This window comes from Frigoribacterium sp. CFBP 8759, from assembly GCF_014841655.1.
GTDB lineage: Bacteria > Actinomycetota > Actinomycetes > Actinomycetales > Microbacteriaceae > Frigoribacterium.
The window spans coordinates 275,123-299,949 of the sequence record NZ_JACYUH010000001.1 but is presented as its reverse complement, the minus strand read 5'-3'; the positions used below and the strand labels follow the sequence as shown (position 1 = coordinate 299,949).

The following is a 24,827-nucleotide window of genomic DNA, read 5'->3' as shown; positions in this document are numbered from 1 at the left end:
GGTGGAGGGGCTCTGGGGAGGTCCCGTCCAGCCGCCGCATAAGCTGGGCGCAGTCCGCTCACAGGCTCGCCGTATGATCCGCCCAGCTTGGGCGACCAGGCTGTCAGGGCTTGGAAGGAGCACCATGACCGACACCCCCCGCCACGACGACGCCGACGACGGAGCACCGCGCACGCCCGAGGGCACCGCCGACGGTTCGCAGGGCGTCCCGGGCACCGACCGGGCCACGAACGACGGTGCCCAGCCCACGACGCCGTACCCGGCGGACCAGGGCGTCACCTACGGTGCTCCGCCTCTCCCCGGCAGCACGCCGCGAGCGGGCGAGTTCGAGTCCGGCCCCGACGGGCGCCGGAACGACGACTCGCAGCCTCGACCCGGCTCGTTCCCGCATCCGTCGTCTCACCAGCAGGCGGGTCCCTACCAGCAGCCCGGTTCGTACCAGCAGACGGGTTCGTACCAGCAGTCCGGGGACCCTCAGCAACCCGGTCCCTACCAGCAGCCCGGTTCGTACCAGCAGCCGTCCTCCTACCAGCAACCCGGGTCGTACCAGCAGCCGTCCTCCTACCAGCAGGCCGGGACCGACCCCTATCGGCAGCCGGACTCCGACCCGTCGGCGTTCGCGTACGACACGACGAACTCGTACGCAGCGGCTGGTTGGCGGGCGCCTGCGGAGAAACCGAAGAAGAGCCGGCGTGGTGCGGGGTCCGTCGCGGCGGCCCTCCTGGTCGGCGTCCTCGTCGGAGGCGCGGCGGGCGGCGGCGTCGCCGCGGTGCTGTCCCGCGACTCCGGGGCCGGCGTCTCGGCCACGGGTCAGTCGCGAGACCTGACGGTCAACGACTACGACGACGCGACGGTCGTCACGGCGGTGGCGGCGAAGGCCACGAAGTCGGTCGTCACGATCAACGTGACGGCGGGCGAGTCCGGCGGCACCGGCTCGGGCGTCATCCTGAGCGACGACGGCTACATCGTCACGAACACGCACGTCGTCACCCTCGACGGGGCGAGTGCGTCGGGTTCCGTCACCGTCACGCTCAGCGACGGCAGCATCCTGCCGGCCGAGGTCGTTGGCCTCGACCCCACCGTCGACCTCGCCGTGCTGAAGGTCGACGCGCCCGGGCTCACCCCCATCGACTTCGCCGACTCGTCGGAGCTGAACGTCGGCGACACCGCCGTGGCCATCGGCGCACCGCTCGGTCTGTCGAACACGGTGACCGACGGCATCGTCTCGACCCTCAACCGCAGCATCACCGTGCAGTCCTCGGCCGCCCCGACGGACGGCAGCGACCAGGGCCAGCAGAACGACAACAACGGCCAGGGGCCCTTCTCCTTCAACAACGGCGACGGCGGCACGCAGAACCAGGCCAGCTCGGTCATCTCGCTGCCGGTCATCCAGACCGACGCGTCCATCAACCCGGGCAACTCGGGCGGTGCGCTGCTCGACTCGCAAGGAGAGCTGATCGGCCTCAACGTCGCCATCGCCAGTTCCGGAGAATCGTCCGGCAGCATCGGCGTCGGGTTCTCGGTGCCGTCGAACCTCGTGCAGCGCGTCGCCAAAGAGATCATGGCGAACGGGAAGGCCAGCCACGGCCTCCTCGGCGCCAGCGTGAACGACGCCACGAGCGACGCGGCCGCCACCCGGGTCGGGGCGCTCATCGTCCAGCTCAGCCCCGGTGGTGCGGCGCAGAACGCCGGCCTGCGGCAGGGCGACGTCGTGACCGAGTTCAACGGCGTGCCGATCAGCGACCGGACGGACCTCACGGCGCAGGTCCGGTTCCTCGCCGGTGGCGCGACGGCCGACCTCACCTACGTCCGGGACGGGAAGACCGACACCACGAAGGTGACCCTCGACACCCTGACCTCCTGAGGCTCTGCCCGGTCGGTGCGGCGGGGTGGGGACGCGACGGCGTCCCAACGGGGGTCGGGACGCGACGGCGTCCCGGCCCCCGTTGGCGTGTTGCTAAGCTCGCCACGATCCCTGCGGCCGTCCGCAGTCCCGACCCGCGCCTCCCCGGCGCTCACGAGCCCGAGGAACGCGATCCATGCAAGCAGGCGACGCCACCCGACCCGGTGTCTCGTACGTCATGCCCGTCCTCAACGAAGAGCACGAGATCCGGGCGGCGGTCGAGAGCCTGCTCGACCAGGACTACGAAGGCCCGTTCGAGGTGATCCTGGCCCTCGGTCCGAGCGTCGACCGCACGAACGAGGTCGTGGCCGAGATGTCGGCGGCCGACCCGCGTGTCCGCAGCATCCCCAACCCCGTCGGTTCGACCCCTGCCGGGCTCAACGTGGCCATCCGGGCCTCGGTCCACCCCGTCACGGTCCGCGTCGACGCCCACTCGGTGCTGCCTCGCGACTACACGCGCATCGCGGTCGAGACCCTCGAACGCAGCGGGGCCGACAACGTGGGCGGCATCATGGCCGCCGTCGGGCGCACCCCCTTCGAGAAGGCCGTCGCCCGCGCCTACGGCAGTCGGGTCGGCCTCGGTGGGACGCCGCACCACGTCGGCGGGGCCGAGGGACCGACCGACACGGCTTACCTGGGGGTGTTCCTCCGGCACCGTCTGATCGAGGTCGGCCTCTTCGACGAGGGCGTCAAGCGCGGTCAGGACTGGGAGCTCAACCGCCGGCTCCGGGCCACGGGCGGCACGGTCTGGTTCACCCCTCGGCTCGTGGTGACCTATCGTCCGCGACCGAGCCTGCGCAAGCTGGCGCGCCAGTTCGTCGCGACCGGGCTCTGGCGGGGCGAACTGGCCCGACGCTTCCCCAAGGCGAACACCGTGCGGTACCTGGTCCCTCCCGCCATGGTGCTCGGCGTGGCGCTCGGCCTGGTGGTCGGCCTGACCGGCCTGGTCGGCCTCGCCCTCGGCACCGCCCTCGGGTGGGCCACGCTCGCCCTCGTCGTACCCGGTGTCTACGTCGTCTTCGTGCTCGCGGCCGCTCTGCTCGCTGCCCGCGGCGACGACCTCCGCACCCGGCTCTGGTTTCTCGTAGTCTTGCCTTCCATCCACTTCGGGTGGGGCGTCGGCTTCGTGCTCGGCTTCCTCGACCTCACGAAGAACATCACCGCCCAGACCGGAAGGTAGCCGCCGATGACCGCGCTGCCCACCAGACCGAGCTCGATCGCCGAGCTGCGACGCGTCGCCCAGCCGCCCGAGGTGCGCAGCCGCGCGAACGCCGAGCACTGGACGGCCTCTCTGTACCTGCGCGACGTCTCGCCCTACCTGACCTGGTGGTTGCTCAAGACCAGCGTCTCGGCGAACGGCGTGACCGGGTTGATGATCCTCGTCGGCTGGTGCACCGCCCTGTCGCTGCTCGTGCCGGGCATCACCGGTGCCCTGCTCGCCCTCGTGCTGGGCCAGCTGCAGATGCTCGTCGACTGCTGTGACGGCGAGGTGGCCCGCTGGCGCGGAACGAGCTCGCCGGCCGGGGTCTTCCTCGACAAGGTCGGCCACTACTCGACCGAGGCGCTCATCCCGATCGTGCTGGGCGTCCGTGCCGCCGGGTTCCCCTTCGAGACCCCGGAGGACTTCCTCTGGACGACCGCCGGCTTCGCCCTGGCCCTCGTGATCGTGCTCAACAAGGCCCTCAACGACATGGTCCACGTCGCCCGGGCGAACGCGGGCCTCGCCCGGCTCGAAGACAAACGAGGAGGCGCGACCCAACCGAGCGGGCGCCTCCTGTCCCGACTGCGCAGCGCCGCGCGCTTCGTGCCGTTCCATCGGCTGTACCACTCGGTCGAGCTGACGATGCTCGTCTTCCTGGCCGCGATCGTCGGCCTCGTCGTGGGCGGTGTCACCGCCGACCGCGTCCTGCTCGTCGCCCTGCTCCCGCTGTCGGTGCTGGCGTTGGTCGGCCACTTCGTCGCCATCATGGCGTCGAAGCGGGTGCGATCCTGAGCGAGGTCCGGCCCCGGGTCGGAGTCGTGAGCCTGACCCAGGGGCGACGTCCGCGCGACCTGGCCCGGGGGTTGGCCACGATGCTGGCCCAGCGCGACGTCGAGCTGGACGTCGTCTGCGTGGTGAACGGACGAGACGCCGCGATCGCCGAGGTCGAGGTCCCGACCGGGGTCCGCCTGCTCGAACTCGCCGAGAACGTGGGCATCCCCGCTGGCCGTAACCGGGGAGCCGAAGCGGTCTCGGGCGAGTGGATCTTCTTCCTCGACGACGACGCGAGCCTGCCCTCCGAGCGGTTCCTCGCCGACGCCGTCGCGTTGATGCGGGCCCGACCCGAGATCGGGCTCCTGCAGCCGCGGGTCGTGGACCCCGACGGCGCCGCGAACCCCCGCCGCTGGACGCCTCGACTGCGCAAGGGCGACCCTCGCCGCTCGAGCGACGTGTTCTCCGTCTGGGAGGGGGCCACCCTGCTGCCGCGCGACGTCTTCGACACCTGCGCCGGCTGGGGGGAGCCGTACTTCTACGCGCACGAGGGCATCGAGCTGGCGTGGCGGGTCTGGGCCCAGGGCAGGCGCACCTGGTACGAGGGCTCGCTCGTGGCGAACCACCCGGCCATCGACCCGGCGCGGCACGCCGACTACTACCGTCTGAACGCCCGGAACCGGGTCTGGCTCGCCAAGCGCAACCTGCCCTGGCCGTTGGTCCCCGTCTACGTCGCGTCCTGGACGGGGGTCCAGCTGCTGCGCTGGGCACGCACCCCGCAACGCCTGCGGCCCTGGTTCGCGGGCTGGGTCGAGGGGTGGCGAGAGGCGCCGGGCGGTCGACGGTCCATCGGTTGGGTAACGGTCCTCCGCATGTCCAGGGCCGGTCGACCTCCGGTCCTCTAGGCTTTCCGGGGTCCGGCGCCGATCGGGTGACGGACCGACCCGAGGAGGGCATGTGCCGCTGACCCGAGACCTGGGGCTCGCCTGGAGCCTCGCCCGCCGGGCCGTCCGTTCACGCAGCAGTCGACGTCGGCTCGAGCGCGACCCGCGGGTCGCGGTGACGCCGGCTCCGGGCACCGTGCGCGTCGCCGTGTACTTCGCCGACACGGCCGTCAACATGTACCAGATCCGCCAGTGGTACGCGCCTCTCGCCCACCTGGCCGAGACCTTCCCCGTCGCCATCGTCGTCCGTTCGCCGGGCACCATGGTGACCATGCTCGACGAGAGTCCGGTGCCGTTGGTCTACGCCCGCAAGGTGGCCGACCTCGAGGACTTCGTCGCCGCTCAGCCGCTGGCCCTGACCCTGTACGTCAACCAGAACGCCAAGAACTTCCAGATGATGCGGTACGGCCGCATGTGGCACGTCTTCGTCAACCACGGCGAGAGCGACAAGATGTACATGACGACGAACCAGTTCAAGGCCTACGACTACGCCTTCGTCGCGGGCGACGCCGCGAAGGACCGCCTCGCCGCCAAGCTCTGGGACTACGACCTCGAGAAGCGCGCCGTGCCCATCGGCCGCCCGCAGGCCGACCACTTCTCGGGCGAGGTGCCCTACCCCGCCGACGACCGCCTCGTCGTGCTCTACGCCCCGACCTGGGAGGGTGACCGTCCCGCGGCCGCGTACGGGTCGATCGCGACGCACGGCCTCGCCCTCGTCAGGGCCCTGCTGGCGTCGGGACGTCACCGGGTCGTCTACCGGGCGCATCCGCGGAGCGGCGTGCTCGACCCCGAGTACCGGCGGGCGCACGAGGCGATCATCCGGGCCCTCGGCGAGGCGAACGCGCGCGATCCCGACGCCCACCACGTCCACGACGTGGGGCCCGAGCTCGGCTGGCAACTGGCTGCGGCCGACGTCGCCGTGACCGACATCTCGGCGATGGTCTACGACCGCCTCGCCACGGGCCGTCCCCTCGTCGTGACCCGTCCGGTCGCCGTCGAGGCCGACGTCGACGAATCGGGCTACCTCGGCGACGCCGAGTGGTTGACGGCCGACGGTGCGGGCGACATCGTCGCCCTCGTCGATCGGGTCGTCGACGATCCGGAGGCGCGGGGTCGCCTCGAACACTGGGTCCGTCGTCACTTCGGTGACACGTCGCCCGGAGCGGCCACGCATCGGTTCGAGAGCGCGGTGGCGCGCCTCGTGCAGCTGCGTGACGACTACGCGGCGCGCCGGCCGTCGACCGACGACCCACGTTCGACCGGTTCGGCGGGCGACGCCGACCAGGAGGCCGGCGACGCGGAGGCATCCGATCTTTGATCCCGAGCGCCACACTCGACGGGTCTCGAGCACTAGGGCTTCTATGTCTCGGTGCCATGGACTCTGGATGTCAGACGCTGAGCAGCGTATCCATGAGGCATGCCTGAACCGACGTCCGCCGCCGCCCGCCTCTTCGGAGAACGCATCCGTGACGCGCGTCTGCGCCTCGGGCTGAGCCAGGACGAGGTGGCGCACCTCGCGGGCATGAACGTGTCCAACTACGGAAAGATCGAGCGCGGCATCGGCAACCCCGTGCTGCACACGATCGTCCGTCTCGCCGTCGTGCTCGGTGTCGACCCGGGCGTGCTGGTCACCGACCTCGGGGCCGATCACCTGCCGCCCGTCCTCGAGGCCTTCACGGCTGCGGACTACGTCGCCGAGAGACGCGCTCGGCTCAGCAGCTGACCCGCCACCTCACGGGAAGGGCTCGTCGGCCAGGGTTCCGTCGACCAGGCTCAGAAACTGAACCGCCAGAGGTACTCCTCGCCGCCGGGCCGGAACCATCGCACGACGGCGATCGCACTCCGGCTCAGTTCGACGCCCAGCACGCAGAGGTCGACGGACTGGGCGGGGTCGAGACGGGTGGTCGCGACGGGGACGAGGAGCCCGGTGCCCACGAGGGTGACCCTGACGCCCGTCACGGTCTCGGGGGAGTCGTTGACCAGCCGGTAGACGCGGGGTGCGCGGGAGCGGTCGAGGCTGAAGGGGACAGTGTAGGCAAGGGTCGACGTCGTCATGTCGTCGACCCTAGGAGCGACCGACGCGGGTCGACGCGCGTTCTTGTGGACGACGGCTGACTGGGGAGGACCCGTCAGGGGCCGGATCGCCGCCTCGCGCGAGGCCCGCGTGGCCGCCTCGCGGACGCCGGGTCGCCCTGGCGAGGGGAACGGTCAGAGCGACAGGTCGAGGGGGAATTCGGCAGGGGCCGCACCGAACGCCGTGCGGGCCGTCGTGACGACCTTGCGTCCGAGGAGGTGGTTGCCCGTCCCTCCCACGACGGCACCGATGCCGAACGGAAGGGCCCTGCCGAGGACCGAAGCCCCCTGCGACGCGGCGAACCGTCGGACGAACTGCTTGCGGATCGTGTCGGTCAGGCCGCTCATCGCCGCCTTGGGCAGTTTCGAGGTCACGAGCTCACCCCAGAACGCGGTCCTGGCCGGGGCCGTCCCCATGGCCTCGCCCGCGAACTGTCGGACGAGGCTGGCACCCGGGCCGCCGAGCAGCATCGCCATGACGAGGGCCCGGGCGCGGTCGGGGTCCGAGACGGCGATGCCGTGGACCTCGGTCACGGACTGCGCGAAGAGGGCGCTCGCCTCGAGGAAGCCCGCGGTCTCGACACCCGAGAGGGCCAACGACACGCCCCAGCCGACACCGGGGATCACGGCGCTGGCCCCGACGGCGGCCCCGCCGGTCGTCACCGCGGCGAGGTACTCGCGTTCGAGGATGGTGATCAGCTTCTGTGGCGTCGCCTTCTTGTGCCGACGGCGCAGCGTGGCGACGTGCTTGACGACCACCGGACGTTGGACGGCCAGCAGCTTGTCGAGACGGCGCACCCAGGCGGTGTCCTCGGACCTGTCGGGCGCGGACGTCTGGTAGTGGTACTCGGTCGAGTTCCCGGCGTCACGGGCGACGAGTCGTCCGTCCGCCGTCGAGGCGTCGTGGTCGGGGCTGTGGGGCTGACTGCGTTCGGGCACTCCTCGACCCTACGCCGAGGGGCGGGGAGGGTGATCGGTGGCGTACCGGGCCAGGGCGTCGTCGAGTGGGCCGTCGAACACCAGGGCGCCCTTGTCGAGGTAGAGGCCCCGTCGGCAGAACCGTTTGAGGTCGCGTTCGTTGTGCGACACGAGGAAGAGCGTGCGACCGTCGGCGAGCATCTCGCCGATCCGGGCGTAGCACTTCTCACGGAACGCCTTGTCGCCCACGGCGAGCACCTCGTCGACCAGCACGACGGGCTCCTCGAGCCGCGAGATGACGGCGAACGCGATGCGGACCTTCATTCCGCTCGAGAGGTGTTTGTAGGGCGTGTCGACGAAGTCGCCGATCTCGGCGAACTCGATGATCTCGTCGAAGCGCCGGTCGATCTCGGGGCGGGACATGCCGTGCAGGCCGGCGGTCAGGTACACGTTCTCCCGGACGGTGAGGTCGGCGACGAAGCCACCGGTGATCTCGATGAGCGGCGCGACGCCGCCCGTCACCTCGACGGTGCCGGTGTCGGGCAGGATCACCTCGGCCACCAGCTTCAGCAACGTCGACTTGCCCTGGCCGTTGCGTCCCACGACGCCGATGGCCTCGCCCGGCTGCACCTCGAAGCTGATGTCGCGCAGGGCCCAGAACTCGCCCGGCCGGGACCGCCTGCCGCTGTCGGCGAAGAGGTCCTTGAACGACCGTCGGCCACGTCGGTTGCGGCGGAAGCGGATGCCGACCCCGTCGACGCGGATCACGGGGCGAGGTCCGGCGATGGTCATCAGATCTCCTTCAGGACGGCACGTTCGCTGGCTCGGAAGACGAGCAGCCCGACCGCCAGGACCACGACGCACACGCCTCCGCCGACCAGCACCTCGGTGAGGTCGAACTGTTCCGGGAAGAACGCCGACCGGTAGAGGCCGAAGATGCCGCTCAACGGGTTGAACGCCGCCAGCAGGTGGAGGCTCTCGGGGAGGTCCTGGGTGCCGTAGATGATGGGCGAGGCGTAGAAGGCGAACCGGAGGGCGAGCTTCGTGGCGCGCTCCAGGTCGCGGAAGAACACGACGAGCGGCGCGACGATCAGCCCCACCCCGGCGACGAGCACGGTCTGCATGACCATGGCCAGGGGGAAGAACACCACCTGCCACTGCAGGTGCGCGCCGCCCACGACGGCGAACAAGGCCAGGACGGGAAGGCTGAGGGTGAACTCGATGCCCTTCGAGCCGACGAGCCGGAACACCCAGATCGTCCGGGGGATCTTGGTCGACCGGACGAGCTTCGCCTCGCGGATGAACGCCCGGGTGCTGTCGGACACCGCCCCGTTGAACCACATCCAGGGCAGGAGGCCCGAGAGCAGGAAGACGATGTACGGCTCGTCGCCGACCGACCGCTTGAAGACGACCGAGAAGACGAAGAAGTAGATGCCCGACATGACGAGCGGGTCGAGGATCGACCAGAAGTAGCCGAGCTTCGACGTCGAGTACCGGACCTTGAGGTCGCGGCTCGTCAGCAGCCACAGCGTCTGTCGGTACCGCGCGAAGCCGCTACGACGGGGCCGTTCGGCCAGGTCAGTGCTCACGGACTTCCTTCTCGTTCAGGACACCAGGCACCGGCGCGCAGCCGTCGGGAGACGGCTCGGTTCAGACGAACAGGTTCGCGCGCTCGAGGTCTTCGGCGAAGTCGACCTCGACGGCGTAGAGGTCGGAGATGTCCACGGGCTCAAAGCGTAGCCCGTCCTGGCCGATGGCCAATTCGATGCCACGCTCGAAGTAGTCCTGGTTGTCGACCTTCGAGAGCTGGTGCATGAGCGTCGCCTTGTCGGCCTTCGACACGAAGTTGATGCCGACGGCCTCGCCCAGACCACCCTTGACCTGCTTCGACAACTCGGCGATGTAGCCCTCGGCATCGGTCGTGTACTTGACCTCTTCGTCGGACACCTTCGAGGTGTTGACGGTGACGAACGACTGGTCGTCGCGGACCAGGCGGGCCGCGCGAGTCAGGGCTGTAGGGTCGAAGACAACGTCGCCGTTCATCCACAGGACGCCACCGGAGGCGCTGGCCCGCAGGGCGCGGAGCAGGCTCTTCGACGTGTTCGTCTGGTCGTACATCTCGTTGTAGACGAACGAGGCCGACGGGAACGCCTCGACGATGTGCTCGAACTTGTAGCCCACGACGACGGTCACCCGGGCGTCGGGCCCGAAGGCGGCCCGGATGTTGTCGAACTGTTGCTGCATGATGGTGCGGCCGTCGTTGAGCTCGGTCAGTGCCTTGGGCAACGAGCGGCCGAGGCGGCTGCCGAGCCCGGCGGCCAGGATGACGATCTGCTGGCGGTGGTTCGTGTCGTTCTTGCTCACGCTGGTCTCCTCACAAGGGGCGAGCCCATGCGGGACGGGCTCTGCGGTGGCCCCGGCGGTGCGGACCGGACCCGTCTCTGGGTGCGATTCGCCTCGTGTTCGAGCGGTGTTCACCGCGGAGCATCGATCTGGACACGTCGTCGTGCTGTTGCAGACTACCCGATGGGGCCAGGAGCGGCCAGGGACCGTGCCCGAAGCGTGTCCGTTTCGTGATATGAGTCACCCGTCGACCGGTCGGCGTCGCGGCCTTGGTACGGTGGGGCGATGGCTGGACGGCGCGAGGACGAATTGGGTGACATCGCCCCCGACTCGACACCGGGTGACGACACGGTCGGAGCGGTGGGCGCGTCCGACCAGGGGGAGAACACAGTGGACGACGACTCGACGACCGCGGGGGACGTGGCCGAGGGGACGGCTGAGTCGACGGAGGCCGCGACGCCCCGCGTCCCGGTGACGAAGTCGTCGACCGCGCGCAAGCCCCCGGCACCCCGGAAGCCCTCGTCGCCCCGCAAACCCTCGCAGCGCACCGCCGCCGACCGGTCGGCGGCGGCCAAGAAGGCAGCGGCCACCCGTGCCGCGAACGCGCGCGCCCGGGCCGAGGCGGCGGCGAAGGCCGCGGAAGAAGAGGTCGTCGCCGAACTCGCCGACGCGGGTGCCACGACGGACGGCACGGTCGTCGTCCCCGTCTCGGCCGACGACTACTTCGGCGACGCCCTGACGGCCGAGGAGGAATCGGCGGTCGCCCCGGACGACACGCTCGCCGCCGACGCACCGACGACCGCCGGCGCTACCGCCCCGGCCGACGAGGCCACCGTCGAGGTCCCCGAGGCCGAGACCGAGGCCGACGACGTCGAGGCCGCCGAGGCCCTCGACAGCGAGGGCGACGTCCGACCGACCCGTCAGGTCGACGTCGAGGCGCCCGTCGTGCTGTCGATCTCGGGGCTCATGAAGCGCTACGGCGGCACGGTCGCCGTCGAGAACGTCGACCTCGAGGTGCGGGCCGGGTCGTTCTACGGCATCGTCGGTCCGAACGGGGCCGGCAAGACGACGACCCTGTCGATCGTGACCGGTCTCCTGCGTCCCGACGCCGGCACCGTGACCGTCCTCGGGGCCGACGTCTGGCGCGACCCGGCCGCGGCGAAGCGAAGCCTCGGCGTCCTCCCCGACCGCCTGCGGCTCTTCGACCGGCTGACGGGTGCCCAGCTCCTCTACTATTCCGCGACCCTGCGGGGGCTCGACGGCGTGACGGCGCGCAAGCGCTCCTCCGACCTCGCCACCGCGTTCGGGCTCCACGACGCGCTCGGCCGTCTCGTCAGCGACTACTCCGTGGGCATGACGAAGAAGATCGCCCTGGCCGCCGCGATCATCCACTCGCCCCGGGTCCTCGTCCTCGACGAGCCTTTCGAATCGGTCGACCCCGTCTCGGCCGCGACCGTGACGGACGTCCTGCAGCGCTACGTGGCCGGGGGCGGGACGGTGCTGCTCTCGAGCCACAGCATGGACCTCGTCGAGCGCATCTGCGACAGCGTCGCGGTGATCGTCGACGGCCACGTGCTCGCCAGCGGCACGGTCGACGAGGTGCGGGCCGGACGCTCCCTCGAGCAGCGGTTCGTCGAGCTCGCCGGCGGGCGCGCGGTCACGGAGGGCATGGAATGGTTGCAGAACTTCTCCGACTGAGGCTCCAGACGATCGGCAACACGGTCCGCTTCGGGCCCCGCCGACTGACCGTCGCCGTCGCGTCCGTGCTGGCCGTGTTGATCGCGACCATCGCGGTCGCGAGCCTCGTGAGCGGCCTGCGTGATGCGCCCCTCGACGACGTGCGCGCCCTCGCGGTCGGCGGGGGAGCCCTCTTGCTGGTCGGATTCGCCGTCGTCCCCTTCGCGACGGTCCGTCCTGCCTGGAGCGACCCCCGCCGCCTCGCCGTCCTCGGCGTGCCCGAGGGGCGGGCGGCGATCGGACTCGCGCTCGGTGCCGCGGTCGGACTCCCCACGCTGGCCCTGCTGGTCCTCTCGACCGGGTACGTCCGGGCCTGGGGCGAGGGCACCGGCGTCGCCGCGGTCGCGGTCGTGGGGGCACTCGTCGCCGGCGTCACCGCACTGTTGCTGGCCCTCGTGGCCTCCACGCTGAACAGCGTCGTCCTGACCTCCCGACGCGGTCGCGAACTCGCACTCGTCGGTGCCGTGCTCGTCGTGCTGCTCGCCGTGCCCGTGGTCGTCGACCTCGTCCGTCTCTCGCTGCCCGGCCGTTCGGGCACCGGCGTCGTCGCGGACGCCCTCGCCTGGACGCCCTTCGGAGCCGCGCTGGCGCTCCCCGGTCACGTCGCCGCAGGTCAGACCGGTCGCGTCGTGGCCGACGTCGCCATCGCCGCCGTCACGCTCGTGGCGCTCTGGCTCGCCTGGCGGGCACTCGTCGCGCGCGCGTTCGTCGACCGACCCGAGCCCGAGGAGGTCGACGACGGCGATGGACTCGGGTGGTTCGAGTACGTCAGGGCCTCGCCGACCGGAGCCGTGGCGGGCCGCAGCCTCACCTACTGGATGCGCGACGCCCGCTACCGCATGTCGCTCGTCATCATCCCGTTCCTCCCGTTGCTCGTCGTCCCCCTCGGCATCGCGGGTGTCAGCTGGAACTGGCTGGCCCTCGTCCCGGTGCCGATCATGTGCCTGATCCTGGGGTTCCTGCCGCACAACGACGTGGCCTACGACAGCACGGCGCTCTGGATGCACGTGGCGTCCGACACGCGGGGTCTGGCGGACCGGGTGGGGCGACTCGCGCCTCCTCTGCTGATCGGCGTCCCGCTCGTGGTGCTCGGCTCGGTCGTCGCGACCTGGTTGTTCGGGGACTGGCAGGCCCTGCCGTCCGAGCTGGGGGTCAGCGCCGGCTTCCTCCTCAGCGGCCTCGGTCTCTCGAGCCTGGTGTCGGCCCTCCTGCCGTACGCCACGGTCCGACCGCACGACGACCCGTTCCAGCAGCCGCAGTCGAACGGCGCGACCGCGGCCTGGGCCCAGACCGTCATGATCGGGGGAGCCGTCCTCGCCACCGCACCCGCCCTCTGGTTCGCCGGTCGCGGGCTCATCACGGGCTACCCCGCGGGCGGCACGTGGGCGCTGGTCCTCGGCGTCGGCATCGGACTCGTCGTGCTGGTCGCGGGTGTCGCCCTGGGTGCCCGGGTCTTCTCGCGGCGGGCTCCCGAGCTGCTGGCGTTCGCCCTCCGCAGCTGAGCCGAGGTCGACGTACGATGTCTGCATGACTGACACGCAGACGGGCGGCGGCCTCGACGTCATGGACCGCGAGCTCGAGAAGCTCCTGAACGACGAGGCGATCGACCCGGGCGACCACGAGCGCTTCTCGCACTACGTGAAGAAGGACAAGATCATGGAGTCCGCGCTGAGCGGCAAGCCCGTCAAGGCGCTCTGTGGCAAGAAATGGACGCCCGGTCGCGACCCCGAGAAGTTCCCGGTGTGCCCGACCTGCAAAGAGATCTACGAGAAGATGACGTCCGAGTGACGTCGGCGCCTGATCACGCGTAGACGGTCGGCACGACCGGCTCGCCGCGACCGAGCCGCAGCGCCTGGTCGGGTAGCTCGGCCACGGCCGCGGCTCGGTGGAGGCGCGCGCGAGCGACACCCCCCGGCCCGGTGTGCCGGGCGTCGATCTCGCCGGCCGTGACGAGCGGGACGTGCAGCGACCGTTCACCGGACGCCGTCTCCGACGACCCGACGCGGATGAGTTCGCGGGTGGCGACCCCGTCCACGATGACGCGCACGGGGGACTTCCGTCCACCCACGGAGGCCTTGTCGGCCGACTTCTTCGCCACGGAGACCCACTCGCCGTCGTCGCCGCGACGGGCGACCAGTTTGAAGACCATGCCGGCGGCCGGGTGGCCCGATCCCGAGACGACCGAGGTGCCGACGCCGAACGAGTCGACCGGGGCCGCGCGCAGGGCGGCGATCGTGTACTCGTCCAGGTCGTTCGTGACGGTGATCTTCGCCGCCGTCGCGCCGAGCTCGTCGAGCTGAGTGCGGACCTGGCCCACCAGCGACGGCAGGTCGCCGCTGTCGATGCGCACGGCCCCGAGCGACGGCCCGGCGACCCGGACGGCCGTGGCCACGGCTTCGGGGATGTCGTAGGTGTCGACGAGCAGGGTGGTGCCCGGCCCCAAGGTGTCGACCTGGGCGCGGAAGGCGTCCTCTTCGGTGTCGTGCAACAGGGTGAACGCGTGGGCGGCGGTGCCCATCGTCGGGACGCCCCACGACCGGCCGGCCTCGAGGTTGCTCGTGGCACCGAAGCCCGCGATGTAGGCGGCCCGGGCAGCGGCCACGGCGCTGCGTTCGCCCGTCCGCCGTGAGCCCATCTCGGCGAGCGGGCGACCGTCGGCGGCCGAGACCATGCGTGCCGCCGCGCTGGCCACGGCCGAGTCGTAGTTGAAGACGCTCAGCGCCAGGGTCTCGAGCAGCACGGCCTCGGCGAAGGTCGACTGGATGACCAGCAGCGGCGACCCCGGCAGGTAGACCTCGCCCTCGGCGTAACCCCAGATGTCGCCCGAGAACCGGTAGTCGGCCAGCCAGTCGGCGGTCGTCGCGTCCACGACCCCCGCCTCGCGCAGCCAGGCCACCTCGTCGTCGCCGAAACGGAAGTCGGCGAGCAGCTCGAGGAACCGACCGGTGCCCGCGACGATGCCGTAGCGCCGCCCCTCGGGCAGACGTCGCGCGAACACCTCGAACACGCTGTCGCGGTGGGCCGTGCCCGCCTTGAGGGCGGCCTCCACCATGGTGAGCTCGTACCGGTCGGTCAACAGCGCGCTGGTCACCCCGCCAGCCTAGGCTCGCCCGGTCGTCGAGGGGGTCGCGGCTCGCGCCGGGTAGGCTTCGTGGTCGTGACGGACGCACCCATCGGAGTCTTCGACAGCGGCGTCGGCGGGCTGACCGTGTCGAGGGCGATCATCGACCAGCTGCCCCACGAGTCGATCCGGTACGTCGGCGACACGGCCCATTCGCCGTACGGGCCGAAGCCGATCGCCCAGGTGCGCGGCTACGCCCTCGCCGTGATGGACGACCTCGTCGCCCAGGGTGTCAAGTTGCTGGTCATCGCCTGCAACACCGCCTCGTCCGCGGTGCTGCGCGACGCCCGGGAGCGGTACACGATCGGCGCGGGCATCCCCGTCGTCGAGGTGATCCAGCCCGCCGTGCGCGCGGCGGTGCAGCAGACGCGCAACGGCCGCATCGGCGTCATCGGCACCGAGGGCACGATCAACTCGCGCGCCTACGAGGACGCGTTCGCGGCGGCCGCGGGTCTCGAGCTGATCACGCAGGCCTGTCCCCGCTTCGTCGAGTTCGTCGAGGCGGGCGACACGTCGAGCCCCGAGCTGCGGGCAGTCGCCGAGGGGTACCTCGCCCCGCTGCGCGACGCCGGCATCGACACCCTCGTCCTGGGCTGCACGCACTACCCCCTCATGTCGGCGGCCGTCCAGTACGTCGTGGGCCCCGACGTCCGTCTCGTGTCCAGCGCGGAAGAGACGGCAGCCGACGTCTACCGCACCCTCGTCCAGCACGGGCTCGAGCGCACCGACCGGGGCGAGCCGCACCACGAGTTCGAGGCGACCGGGCCCGACGAGAAGTCGTTCCTGCGCCTGGCCCGCCGGTTCCTGGGTCCCGAGGTCTCGCGCGTCGGGCACCTCGAGACGGGGGCGATCGAGTTGCCCCCGGGCCGCCGCCCCGTCGACCGGACCTGACCCGCGCCTCCTGCGCCCGCGGGGTCGACGACCCCGCCCGCCACCGTCCATCCCCAGCCGAGAGAAGGCACCATGACCGACACCACGAGCACGACCGTCCGCGCCGACGGTCGCAGCACGACCGACCTGCGCCCCGTCACGATCGAGACCGGGTGGAGCGCCCACGCCGAGGGCAGCGCCCTCATCACCTTCGGCGGCACGAAGGTGCTCTGCACGGCGTCATTCACGAACGGCGTGCCCCGCTGGCTGACCGGCAAGGGCAAGGGCTGGGTCACGGCCGAGTACGCGATGCTGCCCCGGGCCACCAACTCGCGCAACGACCGCGAGAGCGTCAAGGGCAAGATCGGCGGTCGCACGCACGAGATCTCGCGCCTGATCGGCCGCAGCCTCCGCGCCGTGGTCGACACCAAGGCCCTCGGAGAGAACACGATCGTCCTCGACTGCGACGTCCTGCAGGCGGACGGCGGCACCCGCACCGCCGCGATCACGGGTGCCTACGTCGCCCTCGCCCAGGCGATCGAGTGGGGGCGCGAGAAGAAGTTCGTCGGGCAGAAGGCCACGCCCCTGACCGACAGCGTCTCCGCCGTCTCGGTGGGCATCATCGACGGCGAGCCGATGCTCGACCTCGCCTACGTCGAGGACGTCCGGGCCGAGACCGACATGAACGTCGTCGTCACGGGCAGCGGATCGTTCGTCGAGGTGCAGGGCACGGCCGAGGGCGCGCCGTTCGACCGTCGCGAGCTCGACTCGTTGCTCGACCTCGCCGTCGCCGGCGCCGTCGACCTGAGCCGCTTCCAGCGCGAGGCCCTCGGCCGATGACCCGCGTCGTCATCGCCACGCACAACCAGGGCAAGGTGGCCGAGCTCCGGCTGCTGCTCGCCCAGACGGCGCCGGGCGTCGAGCTGGTCGCCTACGACGGCCCCGAGCCGGTCGAGGACGGTGACAGCTTCGCGGCCAACGCCCTGATCAAGGCACGTGCAGCAGCACGTCACACCGGGCTGCCCGCCCTTGCCGACGACAGCGGGATCTCGGCGGCGGCCCTCGGCGGGGCTCCCGGCATCCATTCGGCGCGCTACGCCGGCACCCGCGACGCGGACGACAACATCGACAAGCTGCTGACCGAGCTCGACGGTGCCGACGACCGCTCGGCCTGGTTCTCGTGCGCCGCCGCCCTCGTCGTGCCGCCGGCCGTCGGTGCCCAGGGCCCCGACGGGCCGCCCGACGCGAGCGCGTGGGTCGAGCACGTCGAGTACGGCGAATGGCACGGCGAGGTTCTGGAGGCGCGGGTCGGCTCGAACGGGCACGGTTACGACCCCGTGTTCCGCCCCGAGGGCGAGAGCCGCAGCGCGGCCGAGCTCACCGCGGACGAGAAGAACGCCGTCAGCCATCGCTCCCGGGCGTTCCGGGCGATCGCGCCCCGGGTGGCCGCGCTCGCGGACTGAGCCGCGCGCGCCTCCTCGGGCCCTCGGTCATCTGCCGACGGGCGCCTGGGTGCCCGCGGTGGTCAGGCGTCGTGCGGCGCGGACGAGACCTGCGGCGTCTCGACCTCGCCCGAGGCCTCGGCCTTCTTGGCCTGGTGCACCCCGTGGAAGTAGTGGATCGCGATGGGGATCACCGTCGCCAGCACGGCCCCGAGCAGGATGAGGTCGATGTACGAGCTGACGAAGTCCGCGACGGGCGGGATGTGTCCGATGCCGAAGCCCGCCAACGTGATGCCCATGCCCCAGACGACGGCGCCGACGGCGTTGAACAGCGAGTACCGCCGGTAGCTCATGTGGCCGACTCCGGCCATGATCGGCGCGAAGGTGCGGATCACGGGGACGAACCGGGCGATGATGACGGCCATCGGGCCGAACCGCTCGAAGAAGGCGTTCGTGCGGTTGACGTTCGCGACGCTGAACAGCCCGCTCTCCTTCCGCTCGAAGATGCGGGGGCCGACCTTGTGGCCGATGAGGTAGCCGAGCTCGCCGCCGGCGAACGCGGCGATGCTGATGAAGATCGCGATCAGCCAGATCGGCAGGCCGAGGGCGCCGGGGTTCGTCGCGGCGAGGATGCCCGTGATGATCAACAGCGTGTCACCCGGGAACAGGAAGCCGATCAGCAGGCCCGTCTCGGCGAAGACGAGCAGGCAGACGCCGAGCACGGCCCACGGTCCGAAGGACGTGAGCAGGTACTCGGGGTTCAACCAGGGGATGGAGACGAGGGGCAGCATCGGGTGTTCTCCGGTCGTGGTGGCCGGCCTGCCGGTCTCGCTCAGGGTACCCGTGCGGGTGGAGGGACGTGAACCCTGGCGGGAGGGGCACGTCGTGACGGCGCTCTGTGTGCGGGAGAAGGGACGTGAACCCTGGCGGGAGGGGGCACGTCGAAGTCGTCGTCTGTGCGGGAGAAGGGACTTGAACCCTCACGCTCGAAAGCACAGGAACCTAAATCCTGCGTGTCTGCCAATTCCACCACTCCCGCGGCAGCACCGAGTGTACCGACGGCGACCCTCGGCGGGAACGGGGACGAGGAGGCGCTAGCGCTGCGAGCGGGGCACGTGCGGTGAGTAGCGGGGCACGTAGCGCACGAGGATCGCCGCACCCACGAGGCCGAGGACGCCCATCACCCCGCTGGCGAGCGAGATCGACACGACCGCGGTCACCCCGGAGATGAGCAGGGGCGCCGCAGCGCTGCCCGCGTCGCCGGTGAAGCGCCAGGCGCCGAGGAAGGGGGCGGGGTCGCCTTTGTCGGCCAGGTCGGCACCGAGCGTCATGAGGATGCCGCTGCCGACGCCGTTGGCGAGGGACATCAGGATCGCGACGGCGACGAACCATCCGACCCTCGCGTCGAGGTCGTGCGTGACCGACAGGGCGAGGTACGAGAGTCCGAGGCCCACCATGCAGGGGACGGCGCTCCAGAGGCGTCCAAAGCGGTCCATGATCTGTCCGCTCGTGTAGAAGAGCGCGAAGTCCACGGCGCCGGCGATGCCGATGATGATCGCGGTCTCGGACGCCCCGAGGCCGATGCTGACGGCCCAGAGGGGCAGCATGACCTGGCGACCGGAACGCATGGCGCCGATCAGGGCCGCCCCGCTGCCGAGCTTCAGCAGCACGCCTCGATGACGCCAGAGGGTCGCGAAGAGGCCGTGTGCCTCCCGGGCGACGAGGTCGGTGCCGTCCTCCGTGCCGCTGCCGGGCCGGACGCCGAAGGCAGCCGACGGGTCGCGCAGGACGAGCAGCGCGATCGCCGCGCCCAGGCAGCCGACGATGTGGACGACGAAGGCCGATTGCACGGACCCGGTCAGCTCGATGACCCCGGCCGAGAGGAACGGGCCGACGAAGTAGCCGAGTCGGAAGACTCCGCCGAGGCTCGACAGCGCCCTGGCGCGGATCTCGACGGGCACGAAGCTGGTCATGAAGGCGTGCCGTGCGAGGGCGAAGACCGCGGTCGCGAGGCCGATCACCAGCACGCCGACGGCGAGGACGATCTCGTTCGGCGCCAGCAGACAGGTGACGAGTCCGCCGATGCTCACGAGTGAGGCACCGATCATCGCGGTGCGCTCGCCGATGCGGCTGACGAGCCATCCGCTCGGGATGTCGCCGATCAGCTCGCCCACGAGGATGAGCGCGGCGACGAAGCCGGCGAAGGGGAGCGAGGCACCGAGCTCGCTCGCCACGACGGGGATGATCGGGATGATGGCCCCCTCGCCGATGGCGAAGAGCGCCGCGGGCAGGAACGCCGCGAGGGCCACCGACCGCATGCTGAAGGCGGGGGAGGAGGAAGACATGTCGCTCGCCACCCTAGGCCCGCTGCGTACACTTGTCGGATGAAGGTCTTGGCAGCGATGAGTGGTGGAGTCGACTCGGCGGTGGCCGCGGCGAGGGCGGTCGAGGCCGGCCACGACGTGGTGGGCGTGCACCTGGCCCTCAGCCGGATGCCGGGAACGCTCCGAACGGGCAGCCGTGGCTGCTGCACCATCGAGGACTCGATGGACGCCCAGCGCGCCGCCAACAAGATCGGCATCCCCTATTACGTGTGGGACTTCTCCGAGCGCTTCAAGCTCGACGTCGTCGACGACTTCGTCGCCGAGTACACCGCAGGCCGCACGCCCAATCCCTGCATGCGCTGCAACGAGCGCATCAAGTTCGCCGCCCTGCTCGAGAAGGCGCTCGCGCTCGGCTTCGACGCGGTCTGCACGGGTCACTACGCGACCATCGTCACCGACGACCGGGGCAACCGAGAGCTGCACCGCGCCTCCGCCTGGGCGAAGGACCAGTCGTACGTGCTGGGCGTGCTCACCGCCGAGCAGCTCGCGCACTCGATGTTCCCGCTCGGGGCGACGCCCTCCAAGGCCGAGGTGCGGGCCGAGGCCGCCGAGCGCGGCTTCAGCGTGGCGTCCAAGCCCGACAGCCACGACATCTGCTTCATCCCCGACGGCGACACCCGCGGGTGGCTCGCCGAGCGGGTCGGTGCCGAGACGGGTGAGATCCTCGATCGCAGCGGTGCCGTGGTCGGGTCGCACGAGGGGGCGCACGCCTTCACGGTCGGCCAGCGCAAGGGCCTCAACATCGGCTTCCCGTCCGACGACGGGAAGCCGCGCTTCGTGCTCGAGGTGCGACCGGTCGACAACACGGTCGTCGTCGGACCGAAGGAGGCCCTGGACATCGCCGAGATCGCCGGCGGCTCGTACACCTGGGCCGGGCTCGCCCCGGTCGACCCGACGGTCGCGTTCGACTGCGACGTGCAGATCCGTGCCCACGCCGACCCCGTACCCGCCGTCGCGCGGGTGTCGGAGGTCGAGGGTAAGAAAGAACTCGTGATCACACCTCGCGAACCCCTCAACGGCGTCGCCCCCGGGCAGACCGCCGTCGTCTACGTCGGCACCCGCGTCCTCGGGCAGTGCACGATCGACCGCACGGTCAGCGCCGTGCCCGTGCCTGCAGCCGTCACCGTCTGAGGCGAGCACGATGAGCGAGACCGGCGCCGATGCCGCCCCCTCCCGGCCCGCGGTCGAGACCGACGGCGTCCCCGGCGACCTGTCCCAGGCGCGAGACGAGGCCGAACGTCTGACGACCCGCATCCTCGTGCTGCGTGACCAGTACTACGAGGGCAACGGCTCGACCGTCACCGACGCCGACTACGACGGCCTCGTGCGACGCCTCGACTCCCTCGAACGGGCGCACCCCGAGCTGCAGAAGCCCGACAGTCCCACGCAGACGGTCGGTGGCCGGGCCGAGACCACGCAGTTCGCCCCGGTCGAGCACGCCGAGCGCATGCTCAGCCTCGACAACGTGTTCAGCGACGAAGAGCTCGCCGAGTGGGCGGGCAAGGTCCAGCGCGACGCCGGGGCCGAACGCGTGCGGTTCCTCACCGAATTGAAGATCGACGGCCTGGCGATCAACCTGCGGTACGAGGACGGCGTGCTCGTCACCGCCGCCACCCGCGGCGACGGCGTCGTCGGTGAGGACGTGACCGGCAACGTGCTCGCCATGGGCACGATCCCCGAACGGCTCGAGGGCACCGGGCACCCGCCGCTGGTCGAGGTGCGAGGCGAGATCTTCTTCCCTGTCAGCGAGTTCGACGAACTGAACGCCCAGCAGCGCGAGGCGGGAGAACGCGTCTTCGCGAACCCCCGCAACGCCGCCGCCGGCTCGCTGCGTCAGAAAGAAGAGGGCAAGAGCCCCGAGAAGCGCGAGTTGATGCACGCACGCCTGCGCCGCCTGCGGATGCTCGTGCACGGCATCGGCGCCTGGCCGGTTCGCGAACTCGAGCGGGCGACCGAAGTCCGGTCGCAATCCGAGGTCTACGACCTGCTGGGCGGGTGGGGCCTGCCCATCTCGACCCACTACCGCGTCTTCGACACCGTCGACGAGGTCGAGGCCTTCATCCACGACTACGGGGTGCGGCGCTCGTCGGTCGAGCACCAGATCGACGGCATCGTCGTCAAGGTCGACGACCTGGCCCTGCACGAAGAGCTCGGAGCCACGAGCCGGGCTCCTCGGTGGGCGACGGCGTTCAAGTACCCGCCCGAAGAGGTCAACACGACGCTGCTCGACATCGTCGTGAGCGTCGGACGCACGGGTCGGGCCACGCCCTTCGCCGTCATGGAGAAGGTCGAGGTCGCCGGCAGCGAGGTGCGCCAGGCGACCCTGCACAACCAGCAGGTCGTCAAGGCGAAGGGCGTGCTGATCGGCGACACCGTCGTGCTGCGCAAGGCGGGCGACGTCATCCCCGAGGTGCTCGGCCCGGTCATCGAGCTGCGCGACGGCACCGAACGCGAGTTCGTCATGCCCGTCGACTGCCCCGAGTGCGGCACCCCGCTCAAGCCCGCCAAAGAGGGCGACATCGACCTACGCTGTCCCAACGCCGAGAGCTGCCCTGCCCAGGTCCGCGGACGCGTCGAGCACATCGCGTCCCGCGGCTCGCTCGACGTCGAAGGCCTCGGCGAGGTCGCGGCGGCCGCGCTGACGCAGCCCGTCGAGCCGGCCACGCCGCCCCTGCGCACCGAGGCCGGCCTCTTCAGCCTGACGATGGCCGACATCTTCCCCGTACGGGTCGTCGTCCGCGACACCGAGACCGGCATGCAGAAGCTCGAGGCCGACGGGCAGCCGAAACTCGTCACCCCGTTCCGCCGGAAGCGCGCCAAGCGCGACGGCGCCTTCGACGCCTCGGCGACCGAGTTCTCGGGTGACGAGACCTCGGTGCCGTCCAAGACGGCGATCGAGATGCTCGCGAACCTCGAGAAGGCGAAGACCAGCCCGCTGTGGCGGTTCCTGGTCGGTCTGAGCATCCGACACGTCGGGCCGGTCGCGGCCCGGGCGCTGGCCAACCACTTCGGCTCGCTCGACGCCATCCGAGCCGCCTCGCGGGACGAGCTCGCGGCCGTCGACGGCGTGGGCGGCATCATCGCCGATGCGCTGCTCGCCTGGTTCGACGTCGACTGGCACGTCGAGATCATCGATCGGTGGACGGCGGCGGGAGTGCAGTTCGCCACACCCGGTCATCCCGGACCGGGTGCGGCCGAGGCGGCGGGTGGCGTGCTCTCGGGCGTGACGGTCGTGGCGACCGGGAGCCTCGAGGGGTTCACGCGCGAGGGCGCACTCGAGGCCATCGTCGAGGCCGGCGGCAAGGCGGCGAGCAGCGTCAGCAAGAAGACGGACTTCGTCGCGGCCGGACCCGGCGCCGGATCGAAGTTGACGAAGGCCGAGCAACTCGGGGTACGGATCATCGACGCGGAGCAATTCGCTGTCCTCCTTAAGGAGGGCCCGGCGGCTCTCGTTGTCCCCCAGGTGGGGGACGAGGAGGCGCCTGAATCATGATTTCCCTGGTCAGGGGCACTTTCGTTTCCTAGGATGTGAGGACGTGTCGTTCTCCAGCAGTAGGGAGCCGGGGTACAGGCACGTGACTAGGGGGAAGACCCGACGTGCTGTTCCTCGCTGCAGCAATGCTTTCTGCCTCGGTGCACCTCGCCGGGGTGGCCGACGCTCCGACCGTGCCGTCGGCGACCGACGTGACGCTCGACCGCCCGGCCACCGGGCCACTCGTCGGGGAGTCGCCGGGCAACGTCCCGGGGGTCGCACCGGTACGGGACGGTCGTGCCGTGCCCGAGCTCGACGGCTGCCGGGAGGTCGAGGCGACCGCCTTCTCGGCCGAGGCCTGCCTCGACCAGCTGGCCCGCGCCTCCTCGGCCGGGGTCGAGCGCTTCGCCGACACCCTCGACGCCGACGGTGACGACGCGACGGCGCTGACGGCGGCGCTCGGTGAGCAGGTCGCACCCGAGGTCACGGCCGCCTGGTGGTCCGGGCTGGGCGACGGTCGGCAGGCGGTCCTCGCGCGCAGCGTGCCGGGCGTCGTCGGCAACCTCGAGGGCGTCCCGTACTCGGTGCGCGACACCGCCAACCGGCAGCTCCTGCGGTACGCGACGGTCGCCGTCTCGCAGCGGATCGGTTCGGACGACGAGGAGCCGGGTGACGCCCGTCGTCTGGCCATGCTCCAGCAGGTGCGGGCGACGCTCGACGGGGCGACGAACGACGTCCCCTTCGCCGGGGCGGCCGACCGACACCTCGTGGCGCTCGACACGGTCCTGCCCGGACGCGCGGCCGTCACCGTCGGCGACCTCGACACCGCCGACGACGTCAGCGTGCTCGTCCCCGGCATGCTGTTCACGGTGTCGGACCAGCTCGTGGACTGGACCAACACCGCCGGCGCCCTCCACGACGAGCAGGCCACCTGGGCGACGTTGCTGGGCCGCGGTGGCCCCGGCCCCGTGCCGACCGTCGCCGTCGTGGCCTGGATGGGCTACCAGACGCCCGACCTGACCAACTTCTACGACCTCGGCCTCGCTCGGCAGGGTGCGTCCCACCTCGTGGACGCGCTCGACGGGCTCGACGCGGCCCGGGCGGACGACGAGCCGCGGGTGTCGGTCATGGCGCACTCGTACGGCTCGACGACGGCGACGATCGCCCTGTCGTCCGGAGGCGTGTCGGTCGACTCGCTGGTGCTGCTCGGATCGCCGGGCAGCGTCGTCTCCGACGCCGGGGAGCTCGCGGTCCGCGGTCACGACGTGTACGCCGCCGCCGGCAGCTTCGACCCCGTGGCCGGGAGCGGCTTCTTCGGGGCCGACCCGGCGACGGGCGCCTTCGGCGCCGTCGTGCTGCACCTGAGCGGTGGAGCCGACGCGGTGACGGGACACGCCCTGGCCTCCGCCCTCGGTCACAACGACTACTTCCGGGCCGGCACCGAGTCGATGCGCAGCCTGGCCCTCATCGGGCTCGGGCACGGCGCACTCGTCGACGGTCGCACCGGCCAACCGGGCGAGGGCGGTCCGGAGGCGCCCGCCCTCACGCTCGTGCGGCCGCAGGACGTCTACTTCCGCGACTGAGGGTCCGACGCCGCGACCCCCCACGACCCCGCGCGTCGGTGCCGCCCCGTAGAATCGTGCGGTAC

At 71.2% G+C, this 24,827-nt stretch carries 23 protein-coding genes and 1 tRNA gene; 15 read left to right on the top strand and 9 right to left on the bottom strand.

The genetic code is table 11. From position 1 onward, the window contains the following. Nucleotides 1-124: 124 nt before the first annotated feature. The 6 genes from IFT79_RS01430 (at nt 125) to IFT79_RS01405 (ending at nt 6,542) form a co-directional block, all read left to right on the top strand. Nucleotides 125-1,864 carry a S1C family serine protease gene (locus tag IFT79_RS01430; RefSeq protein WP_192122728.1) on the top strand — a complete coding sequence of 580 codons (1,740 nt, stop codon included), beginning with the start codon at nt 125-127 and terminating at the stop codon, nt 1,862-1,864. A 175-nt stretch (nt 1,865-2,039) separates the two neighbouring features. Continuing rightward, entirely contained in the window at nt 2,040-3,083 is a 1,044-nt protein-coding gene (locus IFT79_RS01425) for a glycosyltransferase family 2 protein (protein WP_173152696.1), read from the top strand. Between the two features lie 6 nt (nt 3,084-3,089). Next, nucleotides 3,090-3,896: a CDP-alcohol phosphatidyltransferase family protein gene (locus tag IFT79_RS01420; RefSeq protein ID WP_192122727.1), complete on the top strand. Its 807-nt coding sequence runs from the start codon at nt 3,090-3,092 to the stop codon at nt 3,894-3,896. Next, nucleotides 3,893-4,780: a glycosyltransferase family 2 protein gene (locus tag IFT79_RS01415; RefSeq protein WP_192123107.1), complete on the top strand. Its 888-nt coding sequence runs from the start codon at nt 3,893-3,895 to the stop codon at nt 4,778-4,780. The genes IFT79_RS01420 and IFT79_RS01415 overlap by 4 nt, the downstream gene beginning before the upstream one ends. Before the next feature lie 52 nt (nt 4,781-4,832). After that, nucleotides 4,833-6,137, top strand: coding sequence for a CDP-glycerol glycerophosphotransferase family protein (locus IFT79_RS01410; protein ID WP_192122726.1), 1,305 nt, complete (start codon nt 4,833-4,835; stop codon nt 6,135-6,137). Between the two features lie 99 nt (nt 6,138-6,236). Further along, the gene (locus tag IFT79_RS01405) at nt 6,237-6,542 is read left to right on the top strand and encodes a helix-turn-helix domain-containing protein (protein WP_192122725.1); all 306 of its coding nucleotides are present in this window, start codon (nt 6,237-6,239) and stop codon (nt 6,540-6,542) included. A 50-nt stretch (nt 6,543-6,592) separates the two neighbouring features. Here IFT79_RS01405 and IFT79_RS01400 read toward each other — a convergent pair whose 3' ends face one another. The 5 genes from IFT79_RS01400 to IFT79_RS01380 form a co-directional block, all read right to left on the bottom strand. Then, on the bottom strand, nt 6,593-6,874 hold the full coding sequence (locus IFT79_RS01400; protein WP_192122724.1) for a hypothetical protein: 282 nt from the start codon (nt 6,872-6,874) through the stop codon (nt 6,593-6,595). A gap of 153 nt (nt 6,875-7,027) precedes the next feature. Beyond that, the gene (locus IFT79_RS01395) at nt 7,028-7,831 is read right to left on the bottom strand and encodes a hypothetical protein (RefSeq protein WP_342211740.1); all 804 of its coding nucleotides are present in this window, start codon (nt 7,829-7,831) and stop codon (nt 7,028-7,030) included. A 9-nt stretch (nt 7,832-7,840) separates the two neighbouring features. Beyond that, complete coding sequence (locus tag IFT79_RS01390) at nt 7,841-8,602, bottom strand: ABC transporter ATP-binding protein (RefSeq protein ID WP_056048596.1); 762 nt, start codon at nt 8,600-8,602, stop codon at nt 7,841-7,843. Beyond that, nucleotides 8,602-9,399, bottom strand: a complete 798-nt coding sequence (locus IFT79_RS01385; protein WP_173152684.1) for an ABC transporter permease — start codon at nt 9,397-9,399, stop codon at nt 8,602-8,604. The genes IFT79_RS01390 and IFT79_RS01385 overlap by 1 nt, the downstream gene beginning before the upstream one ends. A gap of 61 nt (nt 9,400-9,460) precedes the next feature. Beyond that, the gene (locus IFT79_RS01380; protein WP_159827048.1) at nt 9,461-10,174 is read right to left on the bottom strand and encodes a phosphocholine cytidylyltransferase family protein; all 714 of its coding nucleotides are present in this window, start codon (nt 10,172-10,174) and stop codon (nt 9,461-9,463) included. Nucleotides 10,175-10,438: 264 nt separating this feature from the next. Here IFT79_RS01380 and IFT79_RS01375 point away from each other — a divergent pair, with 264 nt between their 5' ends. Genes IFT79_RS01375 through IFT79_RS01365 form a run of 3 tightly spaced genes read left to right on the top strand, consistent with a single transcriptional unit; the run spans nt 10,439 to nt 13,678 of the window. Then, nucleotides 10,439-11,851, top strand: coding sequence for an ABC transporter ATP-binding protein (locus tag IFT79_RS01375; protein WP_192122723.1), 1,413 nt, complete (start codon nt 10,439-10,441; stop codon nt 11,849-11,851). Then, complete coding sequence (locus IFT79_RS01370) at nt 11,827-13,392, top strand: ABC transporter permease (RefSeq protein ID WP_192122722.1); 1,566 nt, start codon at nt 11,827-11,829, stop codon at nt 13,390-13,392. The genes IFT79_RS01375 and IFT79_RS01370 overlap by 25 nt, the downstream gene beginning before the upstream one ends. A gap of 25 nt (nt 13,393-13,417) precedes the next feature. Then, nucleotides 13,418-13,678, top strand: coding sequence for a DUF3039 domain-containing protein (locus IFT79_RS01365; RefSeq protein ID WP_043595414.1), 261 nt, complete (start codon nt 13,418-13,420; stop codon nt 13,676-13,678). Nucleotides 13,679-13,691: 13 nt separating this feature from the next. On the opposite strand, the gene IFT79_RS01360 is transcribed toward IFT79_RS01365, so the two are convergent. After that, on the bottom strand, nt 13,692-14,942 hold the full coding sequence (locus IFT79_RS01360) for a nicotinate phosphoribosyltransferase (RefSeq protein WP_199859421.1): 1,251 nt from the start codon (nt 14,940-14,942) through the stop codon (nt 13,692-13,694). Nucleotides 14,943-15,047: 105 nt separating this feature from the next. Between IFT79_RS01360 and murI the strand changes: the two genes are divergently transcribed. The 3 genes from murI (at nt 15,048) to IFT79_RS01345 (ending at nt 17,344) form a co-directional block, all read left to right on the top strand. Continuing rightward, complete coding sequence (murI, locus tag IFT79_RS01355) at nt 15,048-15,902, top strand: glutamate racemase (RefSeq protein WP_192122720.1); 855 nt, start codon at nt 15,048-15,050, stop codon at nt 15,900-15,902. 72 nt (nt 15,903-15,974) lie between these two features. Beyond that, a complete protein-coding gene (rph, locus tag IFT79_RS01350) occupies nt 15,975-16,721 on the top strand; it encodes a ribonuclease PH (RefSeq protein WP_043595412.1) in 747 nt (248 codons plus the stop codon). Beyond that, nucleotides 16,718-17,344 carry a non-canonical purine NTP pyrophosphatase gene (locus IFT79_RS01345; protein WP_192122719.1) on the top strand — a complete coding sequence of 209 codons (627 nt, stop codon included), beginning with the start codon at nt 16,718-16,720 and terminating at the stop codon, nt 17,342-17,344. The genes rph and IFT79_RS01345 overlap by 4 nt, the downstream gene beginning before the upstream one ends. Nucleotides 17,345-17,406: 62 nt before the next feature. On the opposite strand, the gene IFT79_RS01340 is transcribed toward IFT79_RS01345, so the two are convergent. The 3 genes from IFT79_RS01340 to IFT79_RS01330 form a co-directional block, all read right to left on the bottom strand. Then, nucleotides 17,407-18,114 carry a DedA family protein gene (locus tag IFT79_RS01340; protein WP_056048583.1) on the bottom strand — a complete coding sequence of 236 codons (708 nt, stop codon included), beginning with the start codon at nt 18,112-18,114 and terminating at the stop codon, nt 17,407-17,409. Nucleotides 18,115-18,280: 166 nt separating this feature from the next. Then, nucleotides 18,281-18,362: transfer RNA gene (locus tag IFT79_RS01335), tRNA-Leu, on the bottom strand. A 55-nt stretch (nt 18,363-18,417) separates the two neighbouring features. Continuing rightward, on the bottom strand, nt 18,418-19,668 hold the full coding sequence (locus tag IFT79_RS01330) for an MFS transporter (RefSeq protein WP_192122718.1): 1,251 nt from the start codon (nt 19,666-19,668) through the stop codon (nt 18,418-18,420). A gap of 39 nt (nt 19,669-19,707) precedes the next feature. Between IFT79_RS01330 and mnmA the strand changes: the two genes are divergently transcribed. The 3 genes from mnmA (at nt 19,708) to IFT79_RS01315 (ending at nt 24,762) form a co-directional block, all read left to right on the top strand. Further along, nucleotides 19,708-20,838, top strand: a complete 1,131-nt coding sequence (mnmA, locus tag IFT79_RS01325) for a tRNA 2-thiouridine(34) synthase MnmA (RefSeq protein WP_192122717.1) — start codon at nt 19,708-19,710, stop codon at nt 20,836-20,838. A 10-nt stretch (nt 20,839-20,848) separates the two neighbouring features. Further along, nucleotides 20,849-23,200: an NAD-dependent DNA ligase LigA gene (gene ligA, locus IFT79_RS01320; protein WP_192122716.1), complete on the top strand. Its 2,352-nt coding sequence runs from the start codon at nt 20,849-20,851 to the stop codon at nt 23,198-23,200. Nucleotides 23,201-23,325: 125 nt separating this feature from the next. After that, nucleotides 23,326-24,762: an alpha/beta hydrolase gene (locus IFT79_RS01315; protein ID WP_207116405.1), complete on the top strand. Its 1,437-nt coding sequence runs from the start codon at nt 23,326-23,328 to the stop codon at nt 24,760-24,762. Nucleotides 24,763-24,827: the final 65 nt, after the last annotated feature.

Bases quoted from the DNA above. Each gene is read 5' to 3' on its own strand.
- IFT79_RS01430 (WP_192122728.1), top strand. From the start codon at position 125: ATGACCGACACCCCCCGCCACGACGACGCCGACGACGGAGCACCGCGC.
- IFT79_RS01425 (WP_173152696.1), top strand. From the start codon at position 2,040: ATGCAAGCAGGCGACGCCACCCGACCCGGTGTCTCGTACGTCATGCCC.
- IFT79_RS01420 (WP_192122727.1), top strand. From the start codon at position 3,090: ATGACCGCGCTGCCCACCAGACCGAGCTCGATCGCCGAGCTGCGACGC.
- IFT79_RS01405 (WP_192122725.1), top strand. From the start codon at position 6,237: ATGCCTGAACCGACGTCCGCCGCCGCCCGCCTCTTCGGAGAACGCATC.
- IFT79_RS01400 (WP_192122724.1), bottom strand. From the start codon at position 6,874: ATGACGACGTCGACCCTTGCCTACACTGTCCCCTTCAGCCTCGACCGC.
- IFT79_RS01390 (WP_056048596.1), bottom strand. From the start codon at position 8,602: ATGACCATCGCCGGACCTCGCCCCGTGATCCGCGTCGACGGGGTCGGC.
- IFT79_RS01375 (WP_192122723.1), top strand. From the start codon at position 10,439: ATGGCTGGACGGCGCGAGGACGAATTGGGTGACATCGCCCCCGACTCG.
- IFT79_RS01370 (WP_192122722.1), top strand. From the start codon at position 11,827: ATGGTTGCAGAACTTCTCCGACTGAGGCTCCAGACGATCGGCAACACG.
- IFT79_RS01365 (WP_043595414.1), top strand. From the start codon at position 13,418: ATGACTGACACGCAGACGGGCGGCGGCCTCGACGTCATGGACCGCGAG.
- IFT79_RS01360 (WP_199859421.1), bottom strand. From the start codon at position 14,942: ATGGTGGAGGCCGCCCTCAAGGCGGGCACGGCCCACCGCGACAGCGTG.
- rph (WP_043595412.1), top strand. From the start codon at position 15,975: ATGACCGACACCACGAGCACGACCGTCCGCGCCGACGGTCGCAGCACG.
- IFT79_RS01345 (WP_192122719.1), top strand. From the start codon at position 16,718: ATGACCCGCGTCGTCATCGCCACGCACAACCAGGGCAAGGTGGCCGAG.
- IFT79_RS01340 (WP_056048583.1), bottom strand. From the start codon at position 18,114: ATGCTGCCCCTCGTCTCCATCCCCTGGTTGAACCCCGAGTACCTGCTC.
- IFT79_RS01330 (WP_192122718.1), bottom strand. From the start codon at position 19,668: ATGTCTTCCTCCTCCCCCGCCTTCAGCATGCGGTCGGTGGCCCTCGCG.
- mnmA (WP_192122717.1), top strand. From the start codon at position 19,708: ATGAAGGTCTTGGCAGCGATGAGTGGTGGAGTCGACTCGGCGGTGGCC.
- ligA (WP_192122716.1), top strand. From the start codon at position 20,849: ATGAGCGAGACCGGCGCCGATGCCGCCCCCTCCCGGCCCGCGGTCGAG.
- IFT79_RS01315 (WP_207116405.1), top strand. From the start codon at position 23,326: ATGCTTTCTGCCTCGGTGCACCTCGCCGGGGTGGCCGACGCTCCGACC.